This is a genomic window from Rhizobium sp. BR 362 (genome assembly GCF_036528765.1).
In the GTDB taxonomy this organism is placed as follows: Bacteria; Pseudomonadota; Alphaproteobacteria; order Rhizobiales; family Rhizobiaceae; genus Rhizobium.
In genome coordinates, this window is the sequence record NZ_JARWGH010000001.1 from 101,895 (window position 1) to 127,088 (window position 25,194).

Annotated in this window: 23 protein-coding genes and 1 pseudogene; 10 read left to right on the plus strand and 14 right to left on the minus strand. The window is 60.6% G+C overall.

Annotated features, from left to right (window positions below):
• Positions 1 to 181 precede the first annotated feature (181 nt).
• Together QDY28_RS00510 and QDY28_RS00515 are read left to right on the plus strand one after the other, a co-directional pair.
• The gene (locus tag QDY28_RS00510; RefSeq protein ID WP_331379735.1) at positions 182 to 754 is read left to right on the plus strand and encodes a GNAT family N-acetyltransferase; all 573 of its coding nucleotides are present in this window, start codon (positions 182 to 184) and stop codon (positions 752 to 754) included.
• A 141-nt stretch (positions 755 to 895) separates the two neighbouring features.
• Positions 896 to 2,887 (plus strand): PhoX family protein, encoded by a 1,992-nt coding sequence (locus QDY28_RS00515; RefSeq protein ID WP_331379736.1) that lies wholly within the window; start codon positions 896 to 898, stop codon positions 2,885 to 2,887.
• A 31-nt stretch (positions 2,888 to 2,918) separates the two neighbouring features.
• Here QDY28_RS00515 and QDY28_RS00520 read toward each other — a convergent pair whose 3' ends face one another.
• From QDY28_RS00520 to QDY28_RS00540, 5 genes are read right to left on the minus strand one after another with little or no spacing between them, the layout of a single operon-like run.
• Positions 2,919 to 3,344: a GNAT family N-acetyltransferase gene (locus QDY28_RS00520; RefSeq protein ID WP_331380057.1), complete on the minus strand. Its 426-nt coding sequence runs from the start codon at positions 3,342 to 3,344 to the stop codon at positions 2,919 to 2,921.
• Positions 3,345 to 3,349: 5 nt separating this feature from the next.
• On the minus strand, positions 3,350 to 5,422 hold the full coding sequence (locus QDY28_RS00525; RefSeq protein WP_331379737.1) for a hypothetical protein: 2,073 nt from the start codon (positions 5,420 to 5,422) through the stop codon (positions 3,350 to 3,352).
• A gap of 1 nt (position 5,423) precedes the next feature.
• Positions 5,424 to 8,249: a DUF4159 domain-containing protein gene (locus QDY28_RS00530; protein WP_331379738.1), complete on the minus strand. Its 2,826-nt coding sequence runs from the start codon at positions 8,247 to 8,249 to the stop codon at positions 5,424 to 5,426.
• Positions 8,246 to 9,166: a DUF58 domain-containing protein gene (locus tag QDY28_RS00535; RefSeq protein ID WP_331379739.1), complete on the minus strand. Its 921-nt coding sequence runs from the start codon at positions 9,164 to 9,166 to the stop codon at positions 8,246 to 8,248. The genes QDY28_RS00530 and QDY28_RS00535 overlap by 4 nt, the downstream gene beginning before the upstream one ends.
• Positions 9,167 to 9,193: 27 nt before the next feature.
• Complete coding sequence (locus tag QDY28_RS00540; protein WP_331379740.1) at positions 9,194 to 10,207, minus strand: AAA family ATPase; 1,014 nt, start codon at positions 10,205 to 10,207, stop codon at positions 9,194 to 9,196.
• A gap of 166 nt (positions 10,208 to 10,373) precedes the next feature.
• Here QDY28_RS00540 and QDY28_RS00545 point away from each other — a divergent pair, with 166 nt between their 5' ends.
• Genes QDY28_RS00545 through QDY28_RS00555 form a run of 3 tightly spaced genes read left to right on the plus strand, consistent with a single transcriptional unit; the run spans position 10,374 to position 12,882 of the window.
• The gene (locus QDY28_RS00545) at positions 10,374 to 10,997 is read left to right on the plus strand and encodes a DUF1285 domain-containing protein (RefSeq protein ID WP_331379741.1); all 624 of its coding nucleotides are present in this window, start codon (positions 10,374 to 10,376) and stop codon (positions 10,995 to 10,997) included.
• Complete coding sequence (locus QDY28_RS00550) at positions 10,994 to 11,629, plus strand: NUDIX hydrolase (RefSeq protein WP_331379742.1); 636 nt, start codon at positions 10,994 to 10,996, stop codon at positions 11,627 to 11,629. Before QDY28_RS00545 ends, QDY28_RS00550 begins: the two co-directional genes overlap by 4 nt.
• Positions 11,626 to 12,882 carry a CCA tRNA nucleotidyltransferase gene (locus tag QDY28_RS00555; RefSeq protein ID WP_331379743.1) on the plus strand — a complete coding sequence of 419 codons (1,257 nt, stop codon included), beginning with the start codon at positions 11,626 to 11,628 and terminating at the stop codon, positions 12,880 to 12,882. The genes QDY28_RS00550 and QDY28_RS00555 overlap by 4 nt, the downstream gene beginning before the upstream one ends.
• A gap of 17 nt (positions 12,883 to 12,899) precedes the next feature.
• Here the strand turns inward: QDY28_RS00555 and QDY28_RS00560 are convergent, their stop codons facing one another.
• From QDY28_RS00560 to hemF, 3 genes are all read right to left on the minus strand, one after another.
• Positions 12,900 to 13,085 (minus strand): DUF1059 domain-containing protein, encoded by a 186-nt coding sequence (locus tag QDY28_RS00560; RefSeq protein ID WP_331379745.1) that lies wholly within the window; start codon positions 13,083 to 13,085, stop codon positions 12,900 to 12,902.
• Positions 13,086 to 13,217: 132 nt separating this feature from the next.
• Positions 13,218 to 13,496 carry a hypothetical protein gene (locus QDY28_RS00565; RefSeq protein ID WP_028751686.1) on the minus strand — a complete coding sequence of 93 codons (279 nt, stop codon included), beginning with the start codon at positions 13,494 to 13,496 and terminating at the stop codon, positions 13,218 to 13,220.
• 90 nt (positions 13,497 to 13,586) lie between these two features.
• Positions 13,587 to 14,498 (minus strand): oxygen-dependent coproporphyrinogen oxidase, encoded by a 912-nt coding sequence (gene hemF / locus QDY28_RS00570; protein ID WP_331379747.1) that lies wholly within the window; start codon positions 14,496 to 14,498, stop codon positions 13,587 to 13,589.
• 169 nt (positions 14,499 to 14,667) lie between these two features.
• Between hemF and QDY28_RS00575 the strand changes: the two genes are divergently transcribed.
• Positions 14,668 to 14,928: a hypothetical protein gene (locus tag QDY28_RS00575; RefSeq protein WP_331379748.1), complete on the plus strand. Its 261-nt coding sequence runs from the start codon at positions 14,668 to 14,670 to the stop codon at positions 14,926 to 14,928.
• Between the two features lie 15 nt (positions 14,929 to 14,943).
• On the opposite strand, the gene QDY28_RS00580 is transcribed toward QDY28_RS00575, so the two are convergent.
• The 5 genes and pseudogenes from QDY28_RS00580 to QDY28_RS00600 form a co-directional block, all read right to left on the minus strand.
• Positions 14,944 to 15,066 carry a hypothetical protein gene (locus QDY28_RS00580; RefSeq protein ID WP_331379749.1) on the minus strand — a complete coding sequence of 41 codons (123 nt, stop codon included), beginning with the start codon at positions 15,064 to 15,066 and terminating at the stop codon, positions 14,944 to 14,946.
• Positions 15,067 to 15,191: 125 nt separating this feature from the next.
• A pseudogene (locus QDY28_RS00585) lies at positions 15,192 to 15,374 on the minus strand (VOC family protein); the annotation flags it as partial.
• Between the two features lie 111 nt (positions 15,375 to 15,485).
• On the minus strand, positions 15,486 to 17,129 hold the full coding sequence (locus QDY28_RS00590; protein WP_331379750.1) for a Na/Pi cotransporter family protein: 1,644 nt from the start codon (positions 17,127 to 17,129) through the stop codon (positions 15,486 to 15,488).
• A 211-nt stretch (positions 17,130 to 17,340) separates the two neighbouring features.
• Positions 17,341 to 18,504, minus strand: coding sequence for a hypothetical protein (locus QDY28_RS00595; RefSeq protein ID WP_331379751.1), 1,164 nt, complete (start codon positions 18,502 to 18,504; stop codon positions 17,341 to 17,343).
• 115 nt (positions 18,505 to 18,619) lie between these two features.
• Positions 18,620 to 19,081, minus strand: a complete 462-nt coding sequence (locus QDY28_RS00600) for a tRNA (cytidine(34)-2'-O)-methyltransferase (protein ID WP_331379752.1) — start codon at positions 19,079 to 19,081, stop codon at positions 18,620 to 18,622.
• 393 nt (positions 19,082 to 19,474) lie between these two features.
• Between QDY28_RS00600 and QDY28_RS00605 the strand changes: the two genes are divergently transcribed.
• From QDY28_RS00605 to QDY28_RS00620, 4 genes are all read left to right on the plus strand, one after another.
• On the plus strand, positions 19,475 to 21,328 hold the full coding sequence (locus QDY28_RS00605) for an ABC transporter ATP-binding protein (protein WP_331379753.1): 1,854 nt from the start codon (positions 19,475 to 19,477) through the stop codon (positions 21,326 to 21,328).
• A gap of 137 nt (positions 21,329 to 21,465) precedes the next feature.
• Positions 21,466 to 21,738 carry a type II toxin-antitoxin system ParD family antitoxin gene (locus tag QDY28_RS00610; protein ID WP_028751678.1) on the plus strand — a complete coding sequence of 91 codons (273 nt, stop codon included), beginning with the start codon at positions 21,466 to 21,468 and terminating at the stop codon, positions 21,736 to 21,738.
• On the plus strand, positions 21,735 to 22,022 hold the full coding sequence (locus tag QDY28_RS00615; protein ID WP_331379755.1) for a type II toxin-antitoxin system RelE/ParE family toxin: 288 nt from the start codon (positions 21,735 to 21,737) through the stop codon (positions 22,020 to 22,022). Before QDY28_RS00610 ends, QDY28_RS00615 begins: the two co-directional genes overlap by 4 nt.
• 142 nt (positions 22,023 to 22,164) lie before the next feature.
• Positions 22,165 to 24,027, plus strand: coding sequence for an ABC transporter ATP-binding protein (locus QDY28_RS00620; RefSeq protein WP_331379757.1), 1,863 nt, complete (start codon positions 22,165 to 22,167; stop codon positions 24,025 to 24,027).
• A gap of 43 nt (positions 24,028 to 24,070) precedes the next feature.
• Here the strand turns inward: QDY28_RS00620 and QDY28_RS00625 are convergent, their stop codons facing one another.
• Entirely contained in the window at positions 24,071 to 25,018 is a 948-nt protein-coding gene (locus QDY28_RS00625) for an endonuclease/exonuclease/phosphatase family protein (RefSeq protein ID WP_331379758.1), read from the minus strand.
• Between the last annotated feature and the right edge of the window lie 176 nt (positions 25,019 to 25,194).

Consider the following 25,194-nt stretch of genomic DNA (forward strand, 5'->3'; position numbering starts at 1 on the left):
TGATCGGCCGCTCGCATTTTGCATTGGACGGGCAGGGTATTTCCTGCTATCGGGCTTGTCACACTTTGAGGACCACTTGCCATGGAAGCAATCAGAAGCCTGCGACGACGCCGATGATCCCGAACGCTCGCGAAGCGTTTTCGAGAACAATCCTGTATGTCTATCTGGTTTCTTTGGTCTAATGCACAAGCACGAACTGGTCTACCTCACTGAGGACGCGTCGCATGACGCCGTCATTGAACTCATCAACGAAGAAGCATTTGGTCCCGGCCGGTTCACCCGCGCCGCAGCGCGGATTCGCGAGCAGGGGCCGCATGACCGCTCGCTCTCTTTCATCTGCACCGACGACGGCGAGACGATCGCTTCCGTGCGGATGACGCCAGTGCTGGCCGGGTCCGTCAAAGGGCATCTGCTTGGACCGCTCGCCGTCCGGCCGTCGCACAAGAACCAGGGTATCGGCCGCGAGCTCGTGCGGATCGCCGTCGAAGCCGCCAAACGCAGGGGTTCGGAAGCAGTGATCCTGGTGGGCGATCCTCCCTATTACGGCCCACTCGGCTTCGAGAAGGTCGCCTACAACGCGCTCGCCTTTCCCGGGCCGGTCGACCCCAACAGGGTGCTCGTTGTCCCGATCGCCGCTGATACGCATGCGCGGCTGAAGGGCACGATCGTCTGGCGTGACGCAGATATTCCGGTTGTTGTCTCCGATGAGGAGAATGACGATGAAGATCTGCCGCTGAGGGCAATCGCGGTCTAGTCACAACGATTTCCACAGGCAGGGTAGCGCCGTGCCCGCGCGCTACCCACGCGCGGCATTTTTTCATCTATCTGTCATATGGCAAACCTAGAGTTTCCTCGGTTCTAAATTAGGACTGTTGCTAAACTTGGGGGTAGTGCAATGACCGGAAATCTCACGCAAAAAGACATATTCCCGACCAGCCAACTGGAAGAGGCTGATGGCGAGGGGCACAATGGCACCGGCAATCCGACGATGGGGGAAATAATCGGACGTCGCTTTTCCCGCCGTGGCTTCCTGCAGGGGACGCTCGCCGTTTCCGCAATCACTGCGACGGTGGGGCCGCTCGCTTTGCTGAGTGCGGAAAAGGCACGGGCCGCCGGCGGTACGGCTTTCGCGTTCAAGGAGGTCGAAGCCGGCGTTGATGCCGATCACCATGTCGCCGAAGGTTATGACGCCAACGTGCTGCTGCGCTGGGGCGACGCGCTCTTTGCCGATTCGCCTGCCTTCGATCCCAAGAACCAGACGGCCGAGGCCCAGCGCCGACAGTTCGGCTACAACAATGATTATGTCGGCTATATCCCGCTGAACGGTTCGTCCGAGCACGGCCTGCTGGTCGTCAATCACGAATATACCAACCCGCATCTGATGTTTCCGGGTTTGGTGACCATCGCTGATGGCAAGATCAAGCAGGCGCCGCTCAGCCAGGCGCAGGTCGACGTCGAAATGGCGGCGCATGGCGGTACGATCGTCGAGATCCGAAAGGTCGACGGCAAATGGCAGATCGTGCCGGATGGCCAATATAACCGCCGCATCACGGCAGCGACGGAGATGCAGTTGACCGGCCCGGCGGCCGGGCATGACCGGCTGAAGACGTCGGCCGACGCGACGGGCACGAAGGTGATCGGCACGATGAACAATTGCGCCGGCGGCGTCACGCCATGGGGCACCTACATCATGGCTGAGGAAAACTTCCATGGCTATTTCTCCGGCAAGCTGCCGGAAGGCCATAAGGAAGCGGCCAACTACAAGCGTTACGGTGTGCCGGAAGGCGCCTATGAGTGGGCGAATTTCTACGATCGCTTCGATCTTTCCAAGGAGCCGAACGAGCCGAACCGTTATGGCTGGATCGTGGAAGTCGATGCCCTCAATCCGCAGTCGGTGCCGAAGAAACGCACCGCGCTCGGCCGCGTCAAGCATGAGGGTGCAGCCAATATCGTCTCCAAGGATGGCCGTGTTGTTCTCTATCTCGGCGACGACGAACGCTTCGACTATGTCTACAAGTTCGTGACCGCGGGTACCTATAATGCGGCCGACCGCGCCGCCAATCTCGATCTGCTCGACAATGGCACGCTTTATGTCGCCAAGTTTTCGGAGGATGGTACGCTGAAATGGCTGCCGCTGACCTTCGGCCAAGGTCCGCTGACGGCGGAAAACGGGTTTGCCAGCCAGGCCGATGTCCTGATCGAAACACGTCGCGCCGCAGACCTGCTCGGCGCAACCAAGATGGATCGGCCGGAAGACATCGAGCCCAATGCAGTGAACGGCAAGGTCTATGTCATGCTGACCAACAACACCAAGCGCAAGCCGGAGCAGATCGACAGCGCCAATCCGCGCGCCGATAATGCCTTCGGTCATATCATCGAGATCAGCGAGGACGACGGCGTGTTTTCAGCGACGGCGGGCAAGTGGGAAGTGCTGCTGAAATGCGGCGATCCTTCCGTCGCCGATGTCGGCGCGTCCTTTTCGACGGACACCACGAAGAACGGTTGGTTCGGCATGCCGGACAACTGTTCCATCGATGCTGCCGGCCGCCTCTGGGTGGCAACCGATGGCAACAATAACAAGGCGACCGGCCGCACCGATGGCCTCTGGGCCGTCGATACGGAAGGCGCGGCGCGGGCGACATCGAAATTGTTCTATCGCGTGCCGGTCGGCGCCGAGCTTTGCGGCCCGCTGTTCCTTCCCGATGACCAGACGGCCTTCGTCGCCGTACAGCATCCCGGCGACGGCGGCGATGACTGGTCCGGTCACGGCCGTCCGTCCTATTATGAGGACCTGTCGACCCGCTGGCCGGACTTCGAGCCGGATATGCCGGTCCGGCCGGCAGTGGTGGTCATCACGAAGAGCGGTGGCGGCAAGATCGCGGTGTAGGGCTTAGCAGCAGGCTATCGCCCCGTTTCCATCAGCGGGGCGATAGTTTTTTCTGCAGAAAGTAGCGGCTGCGGCCGATGGGAAAATCCGGCAGCTCGCCGAAGATGACATAGCCCTGCCGTTGATAGGCGCGGAGCGCCTGGGGATTGAAGGTATCGATCCAGGCGCCTTGGCAACCGCGCGCGACCGCTTCCTTCTCCGCCGCTTCCAAAAGCTTTCCCGCCATGCCTTGACCGCGCAGCGTTTCCGGTACGAACAGCCATGCCGTGAATAGCCAGCCCCAGGCCGTGTAGCCCGAGATACCGCCTATGGTCTTGCCGCTTTCGTCGCGGATCAGAACGGCGAGTGAGCGGCGCCTGGACGGGCCGACATCGGCGGCGTTAAAGGCCGTCAATCCTTCGCCGATCGCCGCGAGTTCGCTTTCTGACGGGGCATCGGTCACTTCAAGTTGCGGCATCATATTCACCGTCCTTCACGCCACCACATGGCGGAGAAGGCGAAGAGGAGGGCTGCAAGGCCGGCGAAGCCCGCAAAAAGGGGCAGGGTGTTGACGCCCTTCAAGACGGTTTCGTCAGTCATGCGGATGGTCAGGCGCTGGTTGTCGGCGATGCGAACCGCGCCGCGCACCGGCAAGATCGGCGGGACGGTGACGCCGCCGCCGGAGCTGGCAACCCGGGTGACAAGTCCCTTGGTCTTTTCCGCCAGAGGCTTCAGCGTTTCCGTGGTCGAGATCATAGCCTTGAATTCCGGCGCGTCGACGGCGCCGACATGCACCAGAGTCGAGAGATTGCCGCTGGTGATCTGGTAGAGGCCGATTTCGCTCATGTGCTTCTGGGCCTGATAGAGGCCGGGCTGCGTCTGCTTCAACTGTATCGTCTCAGTGCTGCCGGAAGGTGCTTTGACGGTCGCAGGGCCGGGATCGTCGCCGATGGTCTGGCGAGTGACTTCCAGCGAACGCCCGGCGGCGCGTGCTGTCAGTGCCTCTTCCTCCAGAGCCGGTTCTTTCAGGAGCCAATGCGCGATGCGGCGATAGAGCGACACATGCGGCCCGCCGCCTTCGTAGCCGCGCGCCCAGAGCCAGCCTTCATCGGAGAGCAGCATGGCGACGCGGCCCTGGCCGACGCGGTTCAGAACCAGCAGGGGATGGTTATCGGCGCCGACCATCACGGTCTGGCCTTGCGGTTTCTCGACATCGACGCTGCGGAACCAGCGTCCCCAATGCGGCGGTTCGGTGTCCGATCCGTCGAGACCGCGCGTGACCGGATGCTTGCGGCCCTGTTCCGACAGGCGCGGATAGAAGGGCTTCTCAATCATCTGGCCGGTCGGCTCGGCCGGAAGCACGGAGGACAGCGGCGTCAGTGCAATCGAATTGCCGGCCGCATGTTCGGGGCCGGCAGCCACCAGCAAAGCGCCGCCGTTTTCGACATATTGGGCCATGTAATCATAATAGATCGTCGGCAGGACGTTCGGGCGGTCCTGATAACGGTCGAAAATGATCAGGTCGAAAGAACTGATCTTGTCGACGAAGAGTTCACGCGTTGGGAAAGCAATCAGCGATAACTCATTGATCGGCGTGCCATCCTGCTTGTCCGGCGGACGCAAGATGGTGAAATGCACGAGGTCGACGGCAGCGTCTGATTTCAGGAGATTGCGCCAGGCGCGCTCGCCGGCATGCGGTTCGCCGGAGACGAGCAGCACACGCATGTTCTGGCGGATGCCTTCGATCAGTTGGACGGTGCGGTTGTTGATGGGCGTCACTTCGCCGGGGACTTCGGCGACGGCGAATTCAAGCACGTTGTTGCCGGCGCGCGGCACCTTGAAGCTGAAGGGGGTATCCTGGCCCGGCGTCGCCTGCAGCGTGGCGATCTCGTCGCCATTCATCCTGACGGTAACGGCCGCAGTGCCGCCAGGGCTTTTGCCGTCATCGACGACGCGCAGCACGAGCTGTTGCTCGTCATTGACGATGCCGAAGCGAGGCGCGCGCACCACCTCTATGCGACGATCGAATTCGTCCGGCTTGCCGGTGATCAGCCCGTGGATGGGCGCATCGAAGCCGAGTGCCTGATTGACGCTGGGAATATCGTGGATCTGACCGTCGGTCAGGAAGATCGCGCCGCCGACACGAGCGGGCGGCACGTCGGCGGTCGCCGAGGACAGCGCAGCGAAGAGCCGTGTCGACGGCGACTCGGATTCGGCGGGTTCGCGTACTTCGACGATCCGCGGTTCGATCCGCGGGAATTGCGCCAACCGGTCCTTGAGTGCCGCCAAAGCATCGTCGGTCATCTTGACGCGCTCCGGCGTCTCCTGGCTCGGACTGCGGTCCACGATGACGGGGACGATCGTAGAGAGCTGGTCGCGGTCCTCCTGCATTAGCACGGGATTGGCAAGGGCCGCCAGCAGGGCGAATGCCGCCAGTGTGCGGATCCAACTGCCGCGCATGCGCCGGTAGATCCCGAGCGTGACAATACCAAGCGTCAGCACCGCAAGCGCGGCCAGAACGGGCCAGGGCAGGAAGGGGGCGAAACCAATATTCATCTTACTGCCCCAACCGTTCCAGAATGTCCGGGATGTGCACCTGATCGGACTTATAGTTGCCGGTCAGCATGTACATCATGATGTTGACGCCGGTGCGGTAGGCGTATTCGCGCTGTGTCTCGTCCGGCGGCACGGTCGGCAGCAGCGGAGAGCCATTGTCGTCCGTTGCCCAGGCGCCGGCAAAGTCGTTACCGGTGATCATGATCGGCGTCACCCCATCCGAGGAGGAGACGGCATGGCCATCTGCGCGCGTATCCTGTCGCGCCTCGATCCAGAGCGGGCTGTCGGCGTAGCGGCCGGGAAAGCTCGATAGCAGGTAGAAGGATTTGGTGAGCACGTGACCGGCGGGCACCGGCTCCAGTGCCGGAATCTCGAGATTGGCGAGGATCGTTTGCAGCCGCTGGCCGTTCGGGCTGGGCGTGGTATTGTCGCCCATCGTGTCGATCGCGTCGCGCGTGTCGAAAAGCACGGTACCGCCATTGCGCATATAGGCGTCGATGCGGTTGATGGCATCGTTGGACGGCATCGGCGCGGCAGCGGAAATCGGCCAATAAATGATCGGATAGAAGGCGAGCTCGTCCTTGGCGGGGTCCACGCCCACAGGCGGTCCCGGCTCCAAAGTCGTGCGGTAGGTCAGAAAATCGGAGAGGCCAACAAGTCCACGCTCGGAAGTATGATCGACGTCGGATTCACCGGTGACGACATAGGCAAGATGCGTTTTGTCGAGCCGCGAATAGACGGTGTCGTTGCCGGGTTTGGAATCGTCGGCCCAGGTGTTCGTCGGATGCAGGAAGGCGGCAACCGATATGGCGAGCAGCAGCACCGCAGCTCCGCCAGCGATCGTCTTCGTCGATCTGCGAAGACGCGGGAAGGCGCCATTCATGAAGAGCACGATGAGGCTGTCTGCCAAAAGCACGAGGAAGGCGATGGTAAAGAGGATCGGCTTGGCCGACCAGGCCTCACCGCCGATCAGACCCTCATGCCCGATGGATACGCTGGAGCCGGAGATATCCAGCGGCCTGAGTTCCGCGCCGTCGGGTAGCACGTTGAGCGCAGTAAAGCCTTCTTCCGAGCCGTAGAGGCCGGGCGGGTTGTCGAAATTGGCCGCGATTGCACCTTTGCTGTTCGGGTCGAGGGGGCGGGCATTGCCGGTCTCGCTGGTCAGCACACCCTTGGCGGTCAGCAGCCGGAATGGCGGCAGCGCCTCGCTGGTCTTCGGGGCGCTTTCGGTCGAGGTGACGCCGCCGGAGCGCGAAAGCTGTACGATACGGCGCAGCATCTCCACAAAGTCGCCCGAGATCGGCAGGTCGGACCATTCGGGTTCGGCACTGACATGGAAGAGGACGATGCGACCGGCCTGCATCTGCTTTTCGGTCACGAGCGGTGTTCCGTCCGCAAGACTTGCCCAGGTGCGTTCGGCAAGATCGGGCGTCGGCTCGGCCAGCACCTGCCGCTTGATGAGGACGTTGGTCGGCCTCGGCATGCCGGCAAAGGGACCGAAGGAGGGGAAGTCGGCAAGCGGCTGTGGCTCGGCCCAGGAAAGTGCGCCGCCGAAGGTGCGCTCGCCCTGGCGCAACGTCACCGGCACCAGCGGATCGTCGGCCGGAGCTGCTGCGAGGCGCGGTCCGGCGAAACGCACCAGTGTGCCGCCGTTCTGGATCCATCGCTGCAGCGGTGCGTAGCTTTCCTGCGGCAGGCGGCCGACATCGGCCATGATGATGACGGAAGGGTTGCCAGCGAGCAGCTCGGGGATCGACTTCGCCAGATCGGCACTATTCGGCTGGATCAGATCGGCATAGGGCTGCAGGGCGCGCTGAATGTAATAAAGCGGCGACAGGATCGGCTGGAATTCGTCGGCCGCCTGTCCGGATAGCAGCGCCACGCGACGACGCTTGAAACCGTCGTCGAGCAGATGCACGGCGCCGGCGCTCGCATGGCGGTCGATGCTGATACGGGCGAAATCATTGCGCATTTCGAAGGGGGCGGTGATGGTGCCGGTCGCGATCGTCTGGCCGCCAGCGAAATTCAACGAGCCAGCCGCGATCGGCCGTCCCTGATTGTCCAGTGCGCTGAGCCCCAGTCGGAGCGGATCGCTGCCGTTCAGCCGCGTCGCGGTGACGGTCATGTTGTCGGCGGCGTTGGTGGCGCCGGTGATTGCCAGCACCTCGCTGCCATCGCTTTCGATCAGCCGCAATTCGCTGGGGCCAAGGGCGGCAAGCTGGTTGACAATATCGTCCTTGTCCCTGCTTTCGGCGCCGTCGGAGAGGAAGGCGATCGTGCCCGGCTTGGTGCCATTCAAAGCGGCTTTGATGGCTTGGGAGGCGCGCTGGCGATCCGGCACCAGCGGCCTTGCAGTCGACGCGTGGAGCTTGTCGCGCGCGGCGGCAGCGGCGCCGGGCGTGCTGTCGTTGCTCCGATCCGCGGTGAAGGCGATGGAGACAGGGATGCCTTTAGCATCGGCGTCGTCGATCAACGCATCGGCCGTTTGCACACGACGATCCCAATCGGCGGCGCTCGCCCAGCTATTGTCGATGACGAGCACCAACGGTCCGCTGCTCGACAGCGTATTGGTGCGCGGATTGAACATAGGATTGGCGATGGCGAGGATGACCAGAGTGGCAAGCACCATACGCAGCAGCGTCAACCACCAGGGGCTGCGCGCCGGCGTTTCCTCTCGCTTCAGGATCATTGCCAGGATGCGAAGCGGCGGAAACACTTCCGCTCTCGGATGCGGCGGCGTCAGGCGCAGCAGCCACCAGATCGCCGGAAGCAGAATCAATGCGCCGAGGATGGCCGGAGAGGCGAAAGCGAAGGAGAGCGCGCTCATGGCTGCCCCCCGAGCGTTGCTTTGGCGGGCATGCCGGAGAGATACATATGCACGGCGACCAGCGCTTCCGACGTCAGCCGGTCGGTGCGGTGGCTCACAAAGGTCCAGCCGAGATGCCGCAGCGATTGGCCGAGGCTTTCACGGCGGGCAAGATAGGCGCGCTGGTAATCTTCACGCAGGTTTTCCGCGCGGCCAGCCAACAGCTTTGAGCCGTTTTCCGGATCGGTGAATTCGGTGCGGCCGGCATAGGGGAAGATCTCTTCGGCGGGGTCTGCGACCTCGACAACGTGACCGCGCAATCCGCGGCGGGCCAGTGGTCCAATCCGGCCCATTATGCTTTCGGCGTCGTCCAGAAAATCGCCGATCAATACGATATCGCTCCAGCCACGGATCATGTTGGTCTGCGGTAGGCCGCCTTCGAGCGGCGTGTGCATCAGGGCGGCTGCCAGCCGCTCGGCGGCGTTGCGGGCGGAGACCGGTTCCATGACGCCGGGGCAGCCGATCCGTTCGCCGGAACGGGCAAGGATTTCGGCGAGCGCCAGCATCAGCACCAGCGCACGGCCTTCCTTCGAGACATGGCCGTAGGTCGATTTGTACATCATCGAGGGCGACATGTCGGCCCAGAGCCATATGGTGTGAGCCGCTTCCCATTCATGATCGCGGATATAGGTATGATCGTCGCGGGCCGAGCGGCGCCAGTCGATGCGAGACAGGCTCTCACCCTCGGCATAGGGGCGGAACTGCCAGAAGTTTTCGCCGATGCCGCGCTTGCGCCGGCCGTGCCAGCCGGCAATCACAGTATTGGCGATGCGCTTGGCTTCGACAAGGCAATCCGGCACGAGGGCAGCACGGCTGCGGGCTCGGGAGAGGGCATCATTGCCTGGGGTCGGGCTGACGATCTGTCCGATGGATGCCACGCGTTATACTCTCCTCGACACCCTGGGTTACGATCTCGACCGCTTGATCAGCCCTGCAATCACGTCCCGCACCGACATGCCTTCCGCACGGGCCGCAAAGGTCAGCGCCATGCGATGTTCCAGCACCGGCTCGGCCAGGGCATGCACGTCGTCGAGCGACGGCGCAAGGCGGCCTTCATAAAGCGCCCTGGCGCGGGCGCAGAGCATCATCGCCTGGCCGGCGCGCGGACCGGGGCCCCAGGCGACGTGCTTGTCGGTCGCATCATTGCCTTGGCCGGGGCGCGCGGAACGCACCAGCGACAAGATGGCGTCGACGACGCCGTCGCTGACTGGCATCTGGCGGATCAGCTTCTGAATTTCCATCAATCGCGCCGCATCGATCACGGCATGCGGCGTTGCTTCTCCGAGGCCCGTGGTTTCAAGCAGGATCTTGCGCTCATCGGCAAGTTCCGGATAATCGACATCGACCTGCAGCAGGAAACGGTCGAGCTGCGCCTCCGGCAGCGGATAAGTGCCTTCCTGTTCCAGCGGGTTCTGGGTCGCGAGAACATGGAACGGCGCGGGCAGATCGTAGCGCTGGCCGGCGATGGTGACATGATACTCCTGCATGGACTGCAGCAGCGCCGACTGCGTGCGCGGCGAAGCGCGGTTGATCTCGTCGGCCATCAGCAATTGCGCGAAGACCGGCCCCTTAACGAAGCGGAAGGAGCGGCGGCCGGTTTCGTCCTGGTCCATGACTTCCGAGCCGAGAATATCAGAGGGCATCAGGTCCGGCGTAAATTGGACGCGGTTGGCGGCAAGGCCGAGAACGGCGCCGAGCGTGGTCACCAGCTTGGTCTTGGCGAGGCCGGGCACGCCAACGAGCAACGCGTGGCCGCCGGCCAGCACGGCAAGAAGCGTATTCTCCACGACGCTTTCCTGGCCGAAGATGACCTTTGAGACTTCGGCGCGGATGGAGGCGATATCTTTCAACGCCTGTTCGGCGGATGCGATGATCGCCTGGTCGTCGAGGCTCGTTTCGGTCGATTTGATCATGCCCATTTGCGTCTCCAACGGCAGAAAAACGGTACGCGATTCGCAGACCTTACACATTTGCCCCATAATCAATAGAACCTATCGCCATGAAGATAGCTGACAAGCACGTTTCGAATGACTATCTCGTGAGAGAGGGCCGTATTCGTAACTAAGCACAAACCGGGACGGAAGAATGGCAACCGAGGAAATCAGAGAGGCGAGCGATGCGGCAAGTCTGGCTGCGCTGATTTCGCGCGCGGCTGGCGATGCCGGTGGACGCAAGAAGAGCCTGCCGCCCGTCGATCGCTGGAATCCCCCGTTTTGCGGCGATATCGATATGGAAATCCGCGCTGATGGCACCTGGTTCTATATGGGAACGCCGATCGGCCGTGCGCCGCTGGTCCGGCTGTTTTCAACGGTGCTGCGCAAGGATACGGATGAGAAGACCTATCTCGTCACGCCTGTGGAAAAGATCGGCATCCGTGTCATCGACGCGCCCTTCATCGCCGTCGAAATGAGCGTCACCGAGCGCGAAGGCAAGCGGGTACTGATGTTCCGCACCAATGTCGGCGATGTCGTCGAGGCGGGCAGGGAACATCCGATCCGTTTCGTGATCCGCGGCGAGAACGACGAGTTGAAACCCTATCTGCATGTCCGCGGCCGGCTGGAGGCGCTGGTGACGCGCGCCGTGATGTATGATCTCGTCGAACTCGGCGAGACGGTGGTGATTGCCGGGCGCGAGATGTTCTGCGTGTGCTCCGGCGGCACGATCTTTCCAGTCATGCCGGTCGCCGAATTGGATGCTCTGACGCGATGAGCGAGTTTCCGCTTTACTCGGCCGCCGAATTCCGGCGTCGTGCGCTCAATCAGAGCGGCAGCCCGATCGACCTTGCCTGGCGCGACCACGGCGACCATGCGCTCAATCCGGACACCATTTTGCAGGTCGAAGGCCTTAAGCTGCGCGACGCCGCGGTGCTTGTGCCCGTAGTGGACGACGGCGACGACGCCAATGTCATCTTCACGCTGCGCACCTCGACCTTGCGCAAGCATTCCGGCCAGATCGCCTTTCCGGGCGGCGCGATCGATCCGGAGGACGTTTCGCCGGAAATGGCAGCGGTGCGCGAGGCCGGTGAAGAAATCGGGTTGGCGGATGTTTTCATCGAGCCCGTTGCCCGCTTGCCGTATTATCTGGCTGCGACCGGTTTCCGCATCACGCCGATCCTCGCCGTGGTCAAGCCCGGCTTCGAACTGGCTCTCAATCCCACCGAGGTGGAGGACGCTTTCGAAGTGCCGCTCTCCTTTCTTATGGATCCCAGCCATCATGTGACCGACAGCATGGTCTGGCAGGGGATGGAGCGGCATTTCTACCGAATGCCCTATGGCCCGCGTATGATCTGGGGCATTACAGCCGGCATCGTCCGCACGCTTTACGAAAGGCTCTATTCATGACCTCCATTGCCGGTGAGGCCTGGTTCCAGGACGCAGCGCTGCAGCGGGTGCTGGCGTTGCTCAACGCCGATGGCGGCGAGGGACGGATTGTCGGCGGAGCTGTGCGCAACAGTCTGCTCGGGCTGCCGGTCGCCGATGTCGATATCGCCACCACGTTGCTGCCCGAGGCCGTCGTCGAGAGGGCTGGTGTCGCCGGCATCAAGGCAGTGCCGACGGGCATCGCCCACGGGACGGTGACGCTGGTGGTTGATGGAAAGCCTTTCGAAATCACGACCTTGCGGCGCGATGTTGAAACAGACGGCCGGCGCGCCCGGGTGGCTTTCAGCGATGATTGGCAGGCGGATGCCGAGCGGCGGGATCTTACGATCAACGCGCTCTATGCCTCTGCCGATGGCACGGTCCTCGATATGGTCGGCGGGCTCGCGGATCTGGAGCGCCGCAATATCCGCTTCATCGGCAATGCGGCGACGCGGATTGCCGAGGATTATCTGCGGATCCTGCGCTTCTTCCGCTTTTTCGCCTATTACGGCAGCGGAAGGCCGGATGCCGACGGATTGCGCGCCTGCGCGGCCGCCCGGTCGAAGATCGCGACGCTTTCGGCAGAGCGTGTCTGGTCGGAAATGAAAAAGCTGCTTGCCGCTAAAGATCCGGGCCGGGCTCTGCTCTGGATGCGGCAGGTCGGTATTTTGACCGAGGTCCTGCCGGAGACGGAGAAATGGGGCATCGATGCCATTCCCGCGCTTGTGGCGACGGAACAGGCCCTCGGCTGGGCGCCCGATCCGCTGCTGCGATTGGCAGCGATCGTACCGCCGGATGCCGCCAGATTGGCAAAGCTTGGCGAAAGGCTCAGGCTCTCGAAGGCCGAAGCCGCCTGTTTGCAGGACTGGGCGAATGCGCCGGGCGTCAAGGACGATGTGTCCGAAGCGGCCTTCGATCGCTTGCTTTACCGGCATGATGCATCGGGCCTTGCCACCCGGCTGAAGCTGGCGCTTGCCGTTGCGCGGGGCAAGGCAGAAGGCGATTTCAAGGAAATGGCGCGCGCTGCACGGCTCGGCAAGTTACTGGAGCGGACGGGACGCTGGAAGAAGCCGGTCTTTCCGGTCAATGGTGCGGATGCGCTTGCGGCGGGGCTCAGCGCGGGGCCTCAGGTTGGTAATATCCTGGGTAAACTCGAGCAACAATGGCTCGACGGCAACTTCGCCATGGACCGGGCGGCGCTTCTCGCCCGGCTCAAGGAATTGATCGAGTCCTGATGGCTATGATCGGGTGATCAGACGACGCTTGCCTCGTCGCGAATGCGGGCCTTGATATTGTCGACCATATTTTCGCGGATGATCGTCTCGCCATGGGTGTTGCGCATGTGCTCGACAGCGCGGCGAACCACTTCGGCATCGTCATTGGCCCGGGTGTGCCAATCGCAGCCCGGCACCAGCGTACCACATTCGAATAGTCGCATATCTGCCTCCTGATATTTTGACGCCATGAAAGACTTCACGCCGGACGGCCTGAAGGTCAAAACGCAAAAGGTGGGGAAAGGTTTCGGACGTCCGGCAAGGCTCCCACCCTGCCGGACGATGCTTTCCGGATATCAATCCGGCATGGCCCAGGATTTGAAGCAATCCGAAGACTGATACTTCGGAACGGGCGCTTGTTTTGCCGGGCGGTCGGATACGAAGCGGGCAACGTCGCTTGGCGACTTGCCGGCCAATTGCATTCTGACCTGCTCGATGAAGCAGGAGAGTGGCAGATCCGACCCGCTTCTAATCCTCATGTCTTCAGCCAGCCGGACTACGAATTCCGGCGTATCGACTGTGCGCGAAAGTTTTCGTTCATTCGCAGCTTCTGCCACTTGATTCTGTACTGCCATTACAACCTCCTCCGATTGAAACGAGCATTACGTAACCTCGGTACTCCTCCGAACTTATTTTAGGGTTTCTGTTTATTAGCAATTGGCATTCTATGGCCAACGCACGACGGGTGGCAAGGACGATAATATCGACTCTACGTTGCCGCCTGTCTTCAACCCAAATATTGTACCCCTATCGTAAAGCAAATTGAACTCCACATAGCGCCCGCGACGAATTAATTGTTCGTCACGATCCTCCTCGGACCATACTTCGTTGAAGTTCGAGCGCACGATCCGCGGGTAGACCATGGAAAATGCACGTCCGACATCGCGCGTAAACGCGAAATCGGCGTCCCAACCGCCTGCCTCCTCCCCAGAATGAAGCCAGTCGAAGAAAATGCCGCCGATGCCGCGCGGTTCGTTGCGATGATTTAAATAAAAGTAATCGTCGCACCATGTTTTATAGCGCTGATAGTCAGCAACCGCATGACGGTCGCAAACGATCTGCATGGCGCGGTGGAAGAGGACGCTGTCTGGATCTTCCTGCGTGCGCCGGCGGTTGAGCACCGGCGTCAGGTCGGCGCCGCCGCCGAACCAATGGCTGGTCGTCACCACCATGCGCGTATTCATATGCACTGTCGGTACATTCGGATTAACGGGGTGAGCGATCAGCGACAGGCCGGAAGCCCAGAAACGCGGATCTTCCTCGGCGCCCGGGATCTGGCTGCGGAAATCCGGCGAAAATTCGCCATGAACGGTGGACGTATGAACGCCGACCTTTTCAAAGACGCGGCCTTCCATGATCGACATGCGCCCGCCGCCGCCTTCACCGTTCTCCCTCAGCCAATCCTTGGCGACGAAACGTCCCGGCTCCTGGTCGGAGAGGGGGCCGGCAAGCTCGTTCTCCAACTGTTCGAACTGGGCGCAGATCGCGTCCCGCAAGCTTTCGAACCAGCCCCTTGCCGCTTCTTTCTTGTCTTCGATGTCCTCGGGTAGTCCTTTGGGAAGTTCCGGTCGTTCCATGCATGCTCTCCGGCGGTGCGGACCGCCAGAGGCCCGCGATTCGCGTAATGACGATTCCCGGTTTGAATATCAGCATCATCGCATCGTCACCAGCGCGCTGGGCCTGCCGGAGAATCGACTCGCAAAATGGCAAATGCGGTATTATCTTCGCTCTCAAAGGCGAGGTTTCATGATGAAAATACCCGGACCGCCGCCCCTTGACGGGTTGAGACGCAGGATATCACGTTACCGGCAAGAAAAGCCTGCCGGCGGAAAAGGTGATTTTGTCCGCGAGACGTTTTGTCTCAGTCGCCCCGAAGCGCGCGCCAAGGCGCGCGAATGGTTCGATGAATTTCCGAAAGCTGCCTATTGGACGGAAGTCGAAAGCTGGCGGCAGGTGGAAGGCGACCGCATCGAATTCACCATGCGACGCCTGCCATCCGCCGATTGAAGTGGCTAGATGTCTTCAGGCGGTTGATCGCTGGCAATTGATCATCCACGGCACACCGAACTTGTCGACCAGCATGCCGAAACGCTCCGCCCAGAAGGTTTCATCGATCGGCATGGTAACCGCGCCGCCCTCCTGCAAGGCCGCAAACAGTTTTTCCGCTTCTTCCGCTTTGTCGATTTGAACGGAGATAGAGAAACCGTATTTCTTGCCGTTTCACCTGGCCTTCCGTCGGACGCCATCAAGACAGCGTCACCGATCGTCAGCCGCGCATGCATGACTTTCTCGCGCCAGTGCTCCGGCGTTTGGCTCGCCACATTCGGGTGGCTGTAGTCCATGATAGTGAGTTCACCGCCGAGGCATTGCTGGTAGAATTCAAGGGCCTGCCTGCAATCGCCGTCGAAGATCAGATAGGCGTCCAGACGCATGACGTTTCCTCCATCTGTCATCTAAGAATGCCCCACAACATAGGCTTCTAAAGTGGCGATAATGTTATGGCGAGCAAATCCCCATATTGCTAAATAAAATCAAAGCATAAGAGACGAGGGGGATTAAGCCGGCTATTGCGTGTTTCGCAGCCGGCTCTCGATCAGCAGCCCGCTCTCATCCAGGATCGGATGCGCCACTGAGACGATGTGAGCGTTGATGCGCTTCAGGTCGCGCAACATGTCGAGGTGGAGCGAGCTGGTCTGCAGGCTGTCGACGCGGCCGTCGCGCAGGCGTTCGAGGTGGCGCTCCGAGGATTGTTTTTCCAGGCGGCGAACGTTGACTTTCACCTCCATGAGCTGGCGGGCGAGGTTGAAATCGCGGGTGACGAAGATGGTCTGGGCGATGCGCAGATTGTCGATCGTCAGCTTGAACAGGCTCTCCAGCTCCTGATAGCCATCGTCCGAGAAAGCCAGACCTTTGCCGATCTTCTTTGCCACCTGTTCGGCCAGGCCTTTTTCGATGATGTCGCCGATATGCTCGAGATTGATGGCATAGTCGATGATGACGATCGAACGGCGGCCGTTTTCGACGTCCAAGCCTTCGCGCCCGAGCTTGGAGAGATATATTTTTACCTCTTGCTGGATCCGATCGACGCGCTTTTCCAGAACGGCGATTTCTTCGAGCGGCGCCAGATCATTGTTGTTGAACGCGTTTTCGGTGCGGATCAGCATGCGCTCTATGAGATCACCGACGCCCAGAACCTCGCGCGTTGCGCTGGCAAGTGCGACGACCGGCGTGTTGAGGGCGTTGTGATCGAGATATTTCGGCCCGTCGTCGGTCTGCGGATCGTCGGCCACGATCCGCTGCATCGTTTTCGACAAAAGGGACGAGAAGGGCCAGGCGCAGATGGCGAGGATAACATTGAAGAGCAGGTGGATGTCGACCGGCAGCTTGGCCGGTGAAAAATGCAGGGATTGCATCCAGGCGCCGATATAGGCTGCAAAGGGTAGGACGACGAGACAGCCGATCGTGCGCACGATCAGATTGCCAAGTGTCACCCGCCGCGCAGAGGCGGGGCCGGAGAGGGTTGCCATGACCGGCGGGATCGCGCCGCCGAGATTGGCGCCGAGAACGAGCGCGACCGTCAGGGCCGGGGAGAGAATGCCGGTGGAAGCGAGCGACAGGATCAGCACGACCATGGCAAGACTGGACGACGAGACGAAGGCGAGTACAGCCGAAAAGATCAAAGCCACTGGCAGAGCGCCGTCAAGCAGGCCGATGAAGGCGGCAAGCGCCGGCGACTGCCGCATCGGCGCGGTGGCAAGGCTCAGCAATTGCAGTGACAGCAGCATCAGGCCGATGCCGATCAGCGCTGCACCCGCGCCCTGCTTGGTGGTGGACGAGCGGCGATAGAGGATTATGCCGATGAGAATGATCAACGGCGACAGCCATTCAATGCCGGTCGCGACGATCCAGGCCGTCACCGCCGTTCCGACATTGGCGCCGAGCAGCACGATTTGCGCCATGCTCGGCAAGACGAGATCGCGCTCCACGAAAGAAGCGATCATCAGCGCCGTTGCGGTCGAACTCTGCAGTGCGACCGTTGCCACGAAACCCGAGGTGAAGGAACGCAGCCCGCCACGCGTGCCGCTGGCAAGGCCCGTTCTGAGTTTGGCGCCGAAGGCGCGCGACACACCATCCTTCACCTGTGCGAGGCCGAACAGCAGCAAAGCAACGGCCCCGAACAAATTGATCATCACGATGGTGGATTCCATTTCGTCTTTTTATGTCTTTCTCATGCCGTCATATTTTCAGCGATTATCGGAATCGAATGTAAGCCACTGAAAAGGCATGGATTTCAGCGCTTTTACCTGTCCGGTAAGTGAGCAGCAATTTGCTTGCCGGCTAAAGATTATATGTCTCTCTTCGCCCGGGCTTCAACACCAGGAGCGACATATCTGGACAATAATTACGGAGCCGCTGATTTTAATGCGGCTTCGGCGGCTGCATTTCACTAGACCGGTCGGTCTGCACCGGCGGGAGGTCGCGCAACGTCTTTTCGGAGAAGGCCTCTTTCACCTTATCGACCGTTGCGGGCCGTCGCGTCGGGCGCTTCGAAGACGGCAAGGCGGCGGCATTTGTCTGCGCATTCGATGCCTGCGGCTCGGCCACGACATGCAAGGCCGGCGCCGCTTCAGTCTCCTCCGAAATCGTGGCCTTGGCTAAAATCTCTTTGAGCACGGCCGTGACAGGCAGATGGCCGGCCAAATCCGTGTTGGTGTGGTGCCAAGCATGCGGAATGCGCTGATCGGCTGAAATGAACGGCCTGGAGTTCATCTCGCCGAACCAGTCCCATTCGCCGATGACATCGACGATATCGGAAAAGACAGGCGGCATGGCGATGCGGGCGCCGATGGTGACGATCTTCAATCTCTTCGCCAATGTCTCGGCCCCGACCTGATCCTGCTTGCAGAGCTCGTGAAGGGCGGCCGAAATGACCAAATTGCCTTTCGAGTGCCCGGCCAGCAGGCGGAAGGAGAAGCGAGGTTCGGCAAGAAGGGCGCGCACAGTCCTCGTATCGAGGCTGGTTCGCGACGCCGTCTCGCTGTCGCTCTTGTCGGCGGCTCCGAACTTCGGCCGCCCGGCTAAATCGTCCAGCATTTGGAAGACGGGCCGCAAACCCCTCAAATGGCCAAAGAAGAAATGACCGCCAACGGCTTCCGTGACGATGTCAGCCAGACCATATCCGGAGACGACGACCGCGACCGGCGTGTCGATCGCATCGGCAACATTGCGGGCGAAGGCGGCCGCACCAAGAGCCGAGCCGCCGATGCCTGCGACGGCCAATGCCCGGGCATCGCCCCCGCCGCGAAGCGCGCACTCCTCCAGTGTTTCACAGAGAATGATCGCGCCACCACCGCTCGGCGGCACGATCATGATCGAGCCTTCGGCCGCAAGCGAGCCGCTGAGGTAGAAAGCCTCTTCCGGCGTGATGACCTTGATGTCGTAAAACAGGGCATCGAGCGCAGTGTTGCGCTGACGAAGTGCCTCCAGAGTGAGGTTGCGTAAAGGTGAGCGCTGCAGCCGCTCGGGTAGGCTGAGGGTGCGCGCGAATTGAGTGAGGGTGAGGGTGAATGCCGTCTGGAACATGAGTCACCTCGCCAGGGCTGCCGTTAGGTAAAGCATTCCAGGGGCAAGCTTCTCACACTTTATCCGACGTGCCAACGGCAATTGGCTCCGGAGGCGTTCAGATTTGCCGCGACATTTACGACCAGTTCGTTTGCCGCAGCGCTTCGCCCGAAATCATCGCCACGGACATGGCGACATTGATGGAGCGTTGTCCGCCAACCATCGGGATCAGAATGCGGCCATCGGCCTTTTCATGCACATGATCGGGCACCCCAGCGCTCTCGCGGCCAAAGAGCAGGATGTCATCCTTCCGAAAGGTGAAATCCGTGTAGCGCTGAGCCGCCTTGGTGGAGGCAAGCACCAGCCGCCGCCCGCTTTCCGCTCGCGAGATTTCGAATTGCTCCCAATTGACATGTCGCGTCAGAGTGACGGCAGCGAGGTAATCCATGCCGGCGCGCTTGAGGTTGCGATCCGATATGTCGAAACCCGCGGGTTCAATGATATCGACGCCAAGCCCGAGGCACGCGGCGAGACGGAGGATCGTGCCGGTGTTGCCGGGAATGTCAGGCTGATAGAGGGCGATGCGCAGCGAAGTCATAATCTGCAACTAGCGAAATTGGCCGGGCTTGTCTTCGCTTTTTGTCGAATGCCTTTGTTTCTGTGATGCTTCATCAGCAGAATTGACGATTTCGACGCGTTTTTAGGCACATTTTGCTTTTCAACGCGACCAATGCACGGTACAACACAACCGCTCTACAACTTGCGACAGAGGAGGCTCAGATGACTAATTCGTTTGTGATGATGCGCCTCCCGGCCGTGATCCGATGGCTGTGATCCAGGCGCTTTAAAGCGCGTTTTGCAAGTTTCCCCCTTTTGATTCATTGCGCGGCCGATTGGGCCTCGTTCTTTCATCACCCGGCCACCATATCAGTCCGCGGTCACCTTTAGACGCGGAAATAGTGGCCGAAGGGTCGAGTCTTTGGAGCATTTCATGTTTGGCTGGTTCGAACAGCGACTAAACCCTTTTCCGAGCGAGGTGCCGGACGTTCCGCCGAAGGGCCTCTTTGCCTTCTGCTGGCACTATACCAAGCCGGCTGCGCCCTGGCTGATCGCCATGGCGGTCCTCACCATGCTGATCGCCGTCGGCGAAGTGGCTTTGTTCCAGTTCCTGGGCGATATCGTCGATTGGCTGTCGCATGCCGACAAGGCGACATTCCTGCAAACGGAGTGGAAGAAGCTCTTCTGGATGGGTGCCATGGTGCTGGTCGGCTTGCCGCTCGCGGCCGTGCTCGATTCCATCATCATGCACCAGGTGCTGCTTGGCAACTATCCGATGATTGCCCGCTGGCAGATGCATCGTTTCCTGCTGCGCCACAGCATGACCTTCTTTGCCAACGAGTTCGCCGGCCGCGTCGCAACCAAGGTGATGCAGACCTCGCTTGCCGTGCGCGAAGCGGTGATGAAGATCCTCGACGTCTTCGTCTATGTCGTCACCTATTTCCTGTCGATGATCCTTGTCATCGCTGCTGCAGACTGGCGGCTGATGCTGCCGATCCTGGCGTGGCTCGTGATCTATATCGGCATCGTCAGCTATTTCGTGCCGCGACTGCGAAAGATCGCCGCCGCTCAGGCCGACGCACGCTCGACGATGACGGGGCGGGTGGTCGACAGCTATACGAACATCGCGACGGTGAAGCTGTTTTCGCATGCAGGCCGCGAAGAGGGCTACGCCAAGGCCAGCATGAGCGACTTCCTGCAGACCGTCTACGGGCAGATGCGCAAGGTGACGCTGTTCTACATCGCCGTTTACGTCAATAACTGCGTGGCGCTGTTCGTCATCTCGGCGTTGTCGATCTGGTTCTGGCTGAGCGGCTCGATTTCGATCGGCGCCATTGCCATTGCCATCGGGCTTGCCATGCGCGTCAACGGCATGTCGCAATGGATCATGTGGGAAGTCTCGGCGCTGTTCGAGAACATCGGCACGATCTATGACGGCATCGAGATGCTGACGAAGCCGCATGACATCGTCGACATGCCGGCAGCGCCCGCGATCAAAGCCAAGCAGGGGGCGATCCACTTCGATCAGGTCCGTTTCCATTACGGCAAGGACAAGGGTGTGATCGACAACCTGACCTTCGACATCCATGCCGGCGAGAAGGTTGGTCTTGTCGGCCGCTCGGGCGCCGGTAAGACGACGCTGATGAACTTGCTGCTTCGGTTCTACGATCTCGAAAACGGGCGCATTACCATCGATGGCCAGGATGTCGCCAAGGTGACGCAGGACAGCCTGCGTTCGCTGATCGGTGTGGTGACGCAGGATACGTCGCTGCTGCACCGCTCGATCCGCGACAACATCGCCTATGGACGTCCGGAGGCGACGGATGCGGAGGTGATTCAGGCGGCCAAGCGCGCCAATGCCTGGGAGTTCATCGAAGGGCTCTCCGACATGCAAGGCCGCAAAGGGCTGGATGCTCAGGTCGGTGAGCGGGGCGTCAAGCTCTCTGGCGGCCAGCGGCAGCGCATCGCGATTGCCCGCGTCTTCCTGAAGGACGCGCCGATCCTTGTGCTGGACGAGGCGACCTCGGCACTCGATTCCGAAGTGGAAGCGGCGATCCAGGAAAACCTCTTCGCGCTGATGCAGGGCAAGACGGTGATCGCCATCGCCCACCGGCTGTCGACTTTGACCGAGATGGACCGTCTCATCGTCCTCGACAAGGGCCGGATCATCGAGACAGGCGCCCATCTCGATCTGGTCCACAACGGCGGCATCTACGCCGATCTCTGGAACCGTCAGTCCGGCGGGTTCCTGGCCGATCACGAAGAGGCCGAGGCGGCGGCGGAATGAGGAGAGGGGCGGGCTTCGGGCTCGCCCTTTTTGTTTCGAACAACCTACCTCGCCGTGAGCGCTATCTTCTTATCTATTGAGAACAATTAAGAGGTTGTGCTAATCTCATTTCGAATGAAGATAGGATCGCCCATCTGATGGCCACCGTAACGATATCTTTGCCGGAAAACCTCAAGGCCTTCATGGAAGGTCAAATTGCCAACAAAGGTTTTGGAAATGTCAGCGAGTATGTTCGCAGCCTGCTTCGCGAGGCGCAAGCCAAGGAAAATGAAGCGCGCCTGCAGTCGCTGCTGCTTGAAGGATTGGCCTCCGGTGAAGGTCACGAAGTAACCGAGGAGTTCTGGAATGAACTCAAGGCTGAAGCTGTTGAGCTTCTTGCCAAAGCGAAGGCTGGGAAAAAATCTCAGTGAAATTGACCGTCAAGCAGGCGGCCCGCTCCGATATTCTTGAGCAAGTACGATATTATGCTGATGCCAGTGACGATGATGTCGGAGATCGCTTTTTGATAGCGGTCCGTCAATCCCTGTCAGCTATCGCACAATCGCCGTTCACCGGATCGCCACGCCATTTCGACAACCCAGCTCTCGATGGTCTGAGATCACGCACAGTATCAGGCTTCGATACGATACGCGTTTACTATCTTCTTCGAGATGAAAACTGTCGTTGTCATACGCGTCTTGCATGGGCGGCGTGACTTGCACACTCTTCTGGATTCGGATGATGGGGCAATGTGAGGTGCAGAGCGCCTTCTTCAACGTCAAACATGACAAAAATATAAGACTCCACAACCTCTCGCTTTCCTTTGCACCTCTGGCGAAACCTCCTATATCGCTGGGATGCTGATCCGCTCCATCTATCGCCTGTTCGAAACCTGGATTGATCCTTATTACCGCACTGGCGATCTGCGTCCGCCGCGGTCGCTTTGGGCTTTCATCTGGTATTACGTCGGCCAGGCGAAGGGGCCATTTCTGGCGATGGCGGCGCTCGGCGGCGCGGTGGCGGTGCTGGAGGCGGCGCTATTTTGGTTTGTCGGGCATCTCGTCGACATCCTGGACAAGGTGCAGCCGGGGGCGGGCTGGGCAGGGTTGCTTTCCGGCCATGGCGGCGCGCTGCTTGGCATGGTTTTCGTCGTGCTGGTCGTGCGCTTCATCGTGGTCAGCCTTGGCGCGCTGGTCGAGGAGCAGGTGGTTGTCCCTGGCTTTCTCAACCTCGTTCGCTGGCAGGCCTATATGCATGTGGCGCGCCAGTCGGTGAGCTTCTTCCAGAATGATTTTTCCGGCCGCATTGTCACCAAGGTCTGGTCGGCGGGTCAGTCGACGGGCGATCTCGTCGTGTCGCTGCTGCAGGTGGTCTGGTTCATCATCATCTATGCCGCCTCGACCATAGCGCTGGTCGGAGGGCTCGATTGGCGCCTTGCGCTGGTGATCGCGGTCTGGATCGGTATTTTTTCGCTGCTCGCCCGCTATTTCGTGCCGCGCATACGGCGCAATGCGCGCAATGCCGCCGAGGCGTCGTCGATGCTGAATGGCCGCATGGTCGACGCCTATGCCAATATTCAGACGCTGAAGCTCTTCGGCCGCGAAGAGCAGAATGATGATTATATCCGCAATGGTTTCGATCGCTTCCAGGCGGCCGTCATGCCGTTCACGCGGCTTCTGACCGGCGTGCGCTCATCGCTGGCGCTCCTGTCCGGCGTGATGATTGCCACGATTGCGGCGCTTGCCCTTCATCTTTGGCTCTCCGGCGAGATTTCCACCGGCGGCGTCGCCTTTACGCTCAGCATGGTGCTGCGGCTCAACATGCTCTTCGGGCGGATGATGGCGCAGTTCAATGCGATCATGCGCAATCTCGGCACGATCCAGAATTCCGCTGAGATGATCTCCGAGCCGATCGGCCTGGTCGATCATCCCGGCGCCAGAGAGCTGCAGATCGTCCGTCCGGAAATCCGCTTCGAGCACGTGACCTTCCATTATGGTCGCGGCAGCGGCGTCATAGACGATTTTTCATTGACGATCCGCGCCGGCGAAAAGGTCGGCATCGTCGGTCGTTCCGGTGCCGGCAAGACGACGCTCGTCAATCTGCTGCTGCGCTTCTACGATCTCGAAGGCGGACGAATTTTGATCGACGGACAGGATATTGCCGCGGTCCGGCAGGAATCGCTGCGCGGCGAGATTGGCATGGTGACGCAGGACACCGCGCTGCTCAATCGTTCCATCCGCGACAATATCCTCTTTGGCCGTCCGGAGGCGAGCGAAGAGCAGATGGTGCAGGCGACGCGGCGCGCGGAGGCGGAAAAGTTCATCGCAACGCTGGAGGACCAGAAGGGGCGCAAGGGCTATGACGCCCATGTCGGCGAGCGCGGCGTCAAATTATCAGGCGGCCAGCGCCAGCGTATCGCGATTGCCCGCGTGATGCTGAAGGACGCGCCGATCCTTGTGCTGGACGAGGCGACCTCGGCGCTGGATTCCGAAGTCGAAGCGGCGCTGCAGTCCAATCTGGAAACCTTGATGGAAGGCAAAACGGTACTCGCGATCGCCCATCGCCTGTCCACCATCGCCAAGCTCGACCGGCTGATCGTCGTCGACAAGGGCAGGATAATCGAGGAGGGCACCCATAACGAGCTGATTGCCCTTGGCGGCCTCTATTCCGAGCTCTGGGCACGCCAGTCCGGCGGTTTCATAGCGGCCGAAACCGAATAGCTCCGGCAGAAAAAGTGCCGAAACTTAGCAAAAAATCAAACAGTTATTTCGAAACGCAGAATTCCGTCATCAAGCCGAAATGGTTCGATCCCATGGCCTCAGGTATCTGCCGGACCGATTTCAGCCGCAGCGGGGCGCGCGCGAAGACATGGTCGATGGCAATGCCATAGGCACCGGCCATGATCGGCCAGGTGGCGGGCTCCGGAAAGGCATGGTGCAGACCGGTGTCGCCGAGGAAGTCCCGCATATCGGGCGCAATGACCGAGGCATTGAAATCGCCGGCAAGGATCAGCGGTCCCTGAACATCCTTCAGGATCGGGCCGAGTATGTCCAACTCTATCGTATGAAATTCGTCGAAATAGGGTTTGCTGAGGTGAGCCGAGGCAAAGTTAACCGGCTGACCGTCCATGTCTATGGTCGCGAGAATGAAACGATTGTCCCAGAGGCTGCCGAGGCTGCGCATGACTTGCGTCTGAAACGGCCGCTTCGACAGCAGAAGGGAATCGCAATCTGTGGTCATGATCCCACAGCCGATGCGGTTGGGGTAGACCGCGCTTATTCGCTGTAGCTCCGATTGGATCGGGCCTGCCTCGAAAATCTCCACGACATCGGCCTTGGAGTTGACGATGAGATCAGCGATCCGTGCGCCGTTTTCGAAATTACTGTCTTCGATGTTGAAGGAGAGCAGGGTGAAGCTCTTGCTCGCATTGGCGACTGCCGGCGGGTTCAGCGGCGGGGAGGCGGCATATTCGCGCAGCATCACCACCGAATGCACGGCAAGCCCGACACCGACCGCGAGCAGGAAAACCGCATACCAATGCCGCTGGAAGAGGAGGGCGAGCAGGGCAAGCGCGACCCCGAAAAGGCTGATGTGGGTCTGCAAGCTTTCGAAGAAGGCGAGCAGCCAGAGATCGGTGACATAACGGGCCGCAAGGATGGCCAGCGCCAAGGTGGCAAGGACGCATAGAACGCAGTAGGTCGTGTGTCTCATAATCGTGTCCTCAGCCATATTTCCATGGCTCTGAGAGCGGCGGCGCCATAAAGGCGCATAAGTCGCTCCTGAAATCTACTCGGATTTAAGGAGTAGGAAGGCACGCTTAGTATCAATCAGCGGGTTCGGCATACAGTCGATAATGCTGCGATGCCGCATTGAAATCACTGTCTATT

Excerpts from the sequence above, each read along its gene's own strand:
- QDY28_RS00510 (WP_331379735.1), top strand. The coding sequence starts at position 182 with ATGCACAAGCACGAACTGGTCTACCTCACTGAGGACGCGTCGCATGAC.
- QDY28_RS00515 (WP_331379736.1), top strand. The coding sequence starts at position 896 with ATGACCGGAAATCTCACGCAAAAAGACATATTCCCGACCAGCCAACTG.
- QDY28_RS00520 (WP_331380057.1), bottom strand. The coding sequence starts at position 3,344 with ATGCCGCAACTTGAAGTGACCGATGCCCCGTCAGAAAGCGAACTCGCG.
- QDY28_RS00525 (WP_331379737.1), bottom strand. The coding sequence starts at position 5,422 with ATGAATATTGGTTTCGCCCCCTTCCTGCCCTGGCCCGTTCTGGCCGCG.
- QDY28_RS00530 (WP_331379738.1), bottom strand. The coding sequence starts at position 8,249 with ATGAGCGCGCTCTCCTTCGCTTTCGCCTCTCCGGCCATCCTCGGCGCA.
- QDY28_RS00540 (WP_331379740.1), bottom strand. The coding sequence starts at position 10,207 with ATGGGCATGATCAAATCGACCGAAACGAGCCTCGACGACCAGGCGATC.
- QDY28_RS00545 (WP_331379741.1), top strand. The coding sequence starts at position 10,374 with ATGGCAACCGAGGAAATCAGAGAGGCGAGCGATGCGGCAAGTCTGGCT.
- QDY28_RS00550 (WP_331379742.1), top strand. The coding sequence starts at position 10,994 with ATGAGCGAGTTTCCGCTTTACTCGGCCGCCGAATTCCGGCGTCGTGCG.
- QDY28_RS00555 (WP_331379743.1), top strand. The coding sequence starts at position 11,626 with ATGACCTCCATTGCCGGTGAGGCCTGGTTCCAGGACGCAGCGCTGCAG.
- QDY28_RS00560 (WP_331379745.1), bottom strand. The coding sequence starts at position 13,085 with ATGCGACTATTCGAATGTGGTACGCTGGTGCCGGGCTGCGATTGGCAC.
- QDY28_RS00565 (WP_028751686.1), bottom strand. The coding sequence starts at position 13,496 with ATGGCAGTACAGAATCAAGTGGCAGAAGCTGCGAATGAACGAAAACTT.
- hemF (WP_331379747.1), bottom strand. The coding sequence starts at position 14,498 with ATGGAACGACCGGAACTTCCCAAAGGACTACCCGAGGACATCGAAGAC.
- QDY28_RS00575 (WP_331379748.1), top strand. The coding sequence starts at position 14,668 with ATGATGAAAATACCCGGACCGCCGCCCCTTGACGGGTTGAGACGCAGG.
- QDY28_RS00590 (WP_331379750.1), bottom strand. The coding sequence starts at position 17,129 with ATGGAATCCACCATCGTGATGATCAATTTGTTCGGGGCCGTTGCTTTG.
- QDY28_RS00595 (WP_331379751.1), bottom strand. The coding sequence starts at position 18,504 with ATGTTCCAGACGGCATTCACCCTCACCCTCACTCAATTCGCGCGCACC.
- QDY28_RS00600 (WP_331379752.1), bottom strand. The coding sequence starts at position 19,081 with ATGACTTCGCTGCGCATCGCCCTCTATCAGCCTGACATTCCCGGCAAC.
- QDY28_RS00605 (WP_331379753.1), top strand. The coding sequence starts at position 19,475 with ATGTTTGGCTGGTTCGAACAGCGACTAAACCCTTTTCCGAGCGAGGTG.
- QDY28_RS00610 (WP_028751678.1), top strand. The coding sequence starts at position 21,466 with ATGGCCACCGTAACGATATCTTTGCCGGAAAACCTCAAGGCCTTCATG.
- QDY28_RS00620 (WP_331379757.1), top strand. The coding sequence starts at position 22,165 with ATGCTGATCCGCTCCATCTATCGCCTGTTCGAAACCTGGATTGATCCT.
- QDY28_RS00625 (WP_331379758.1), bottom strand. The coding sequence starts at position 25,018 with ATGAGACACACGACCTACTGCGTTCTATGCGTCCTTGCCACCTTGGCG.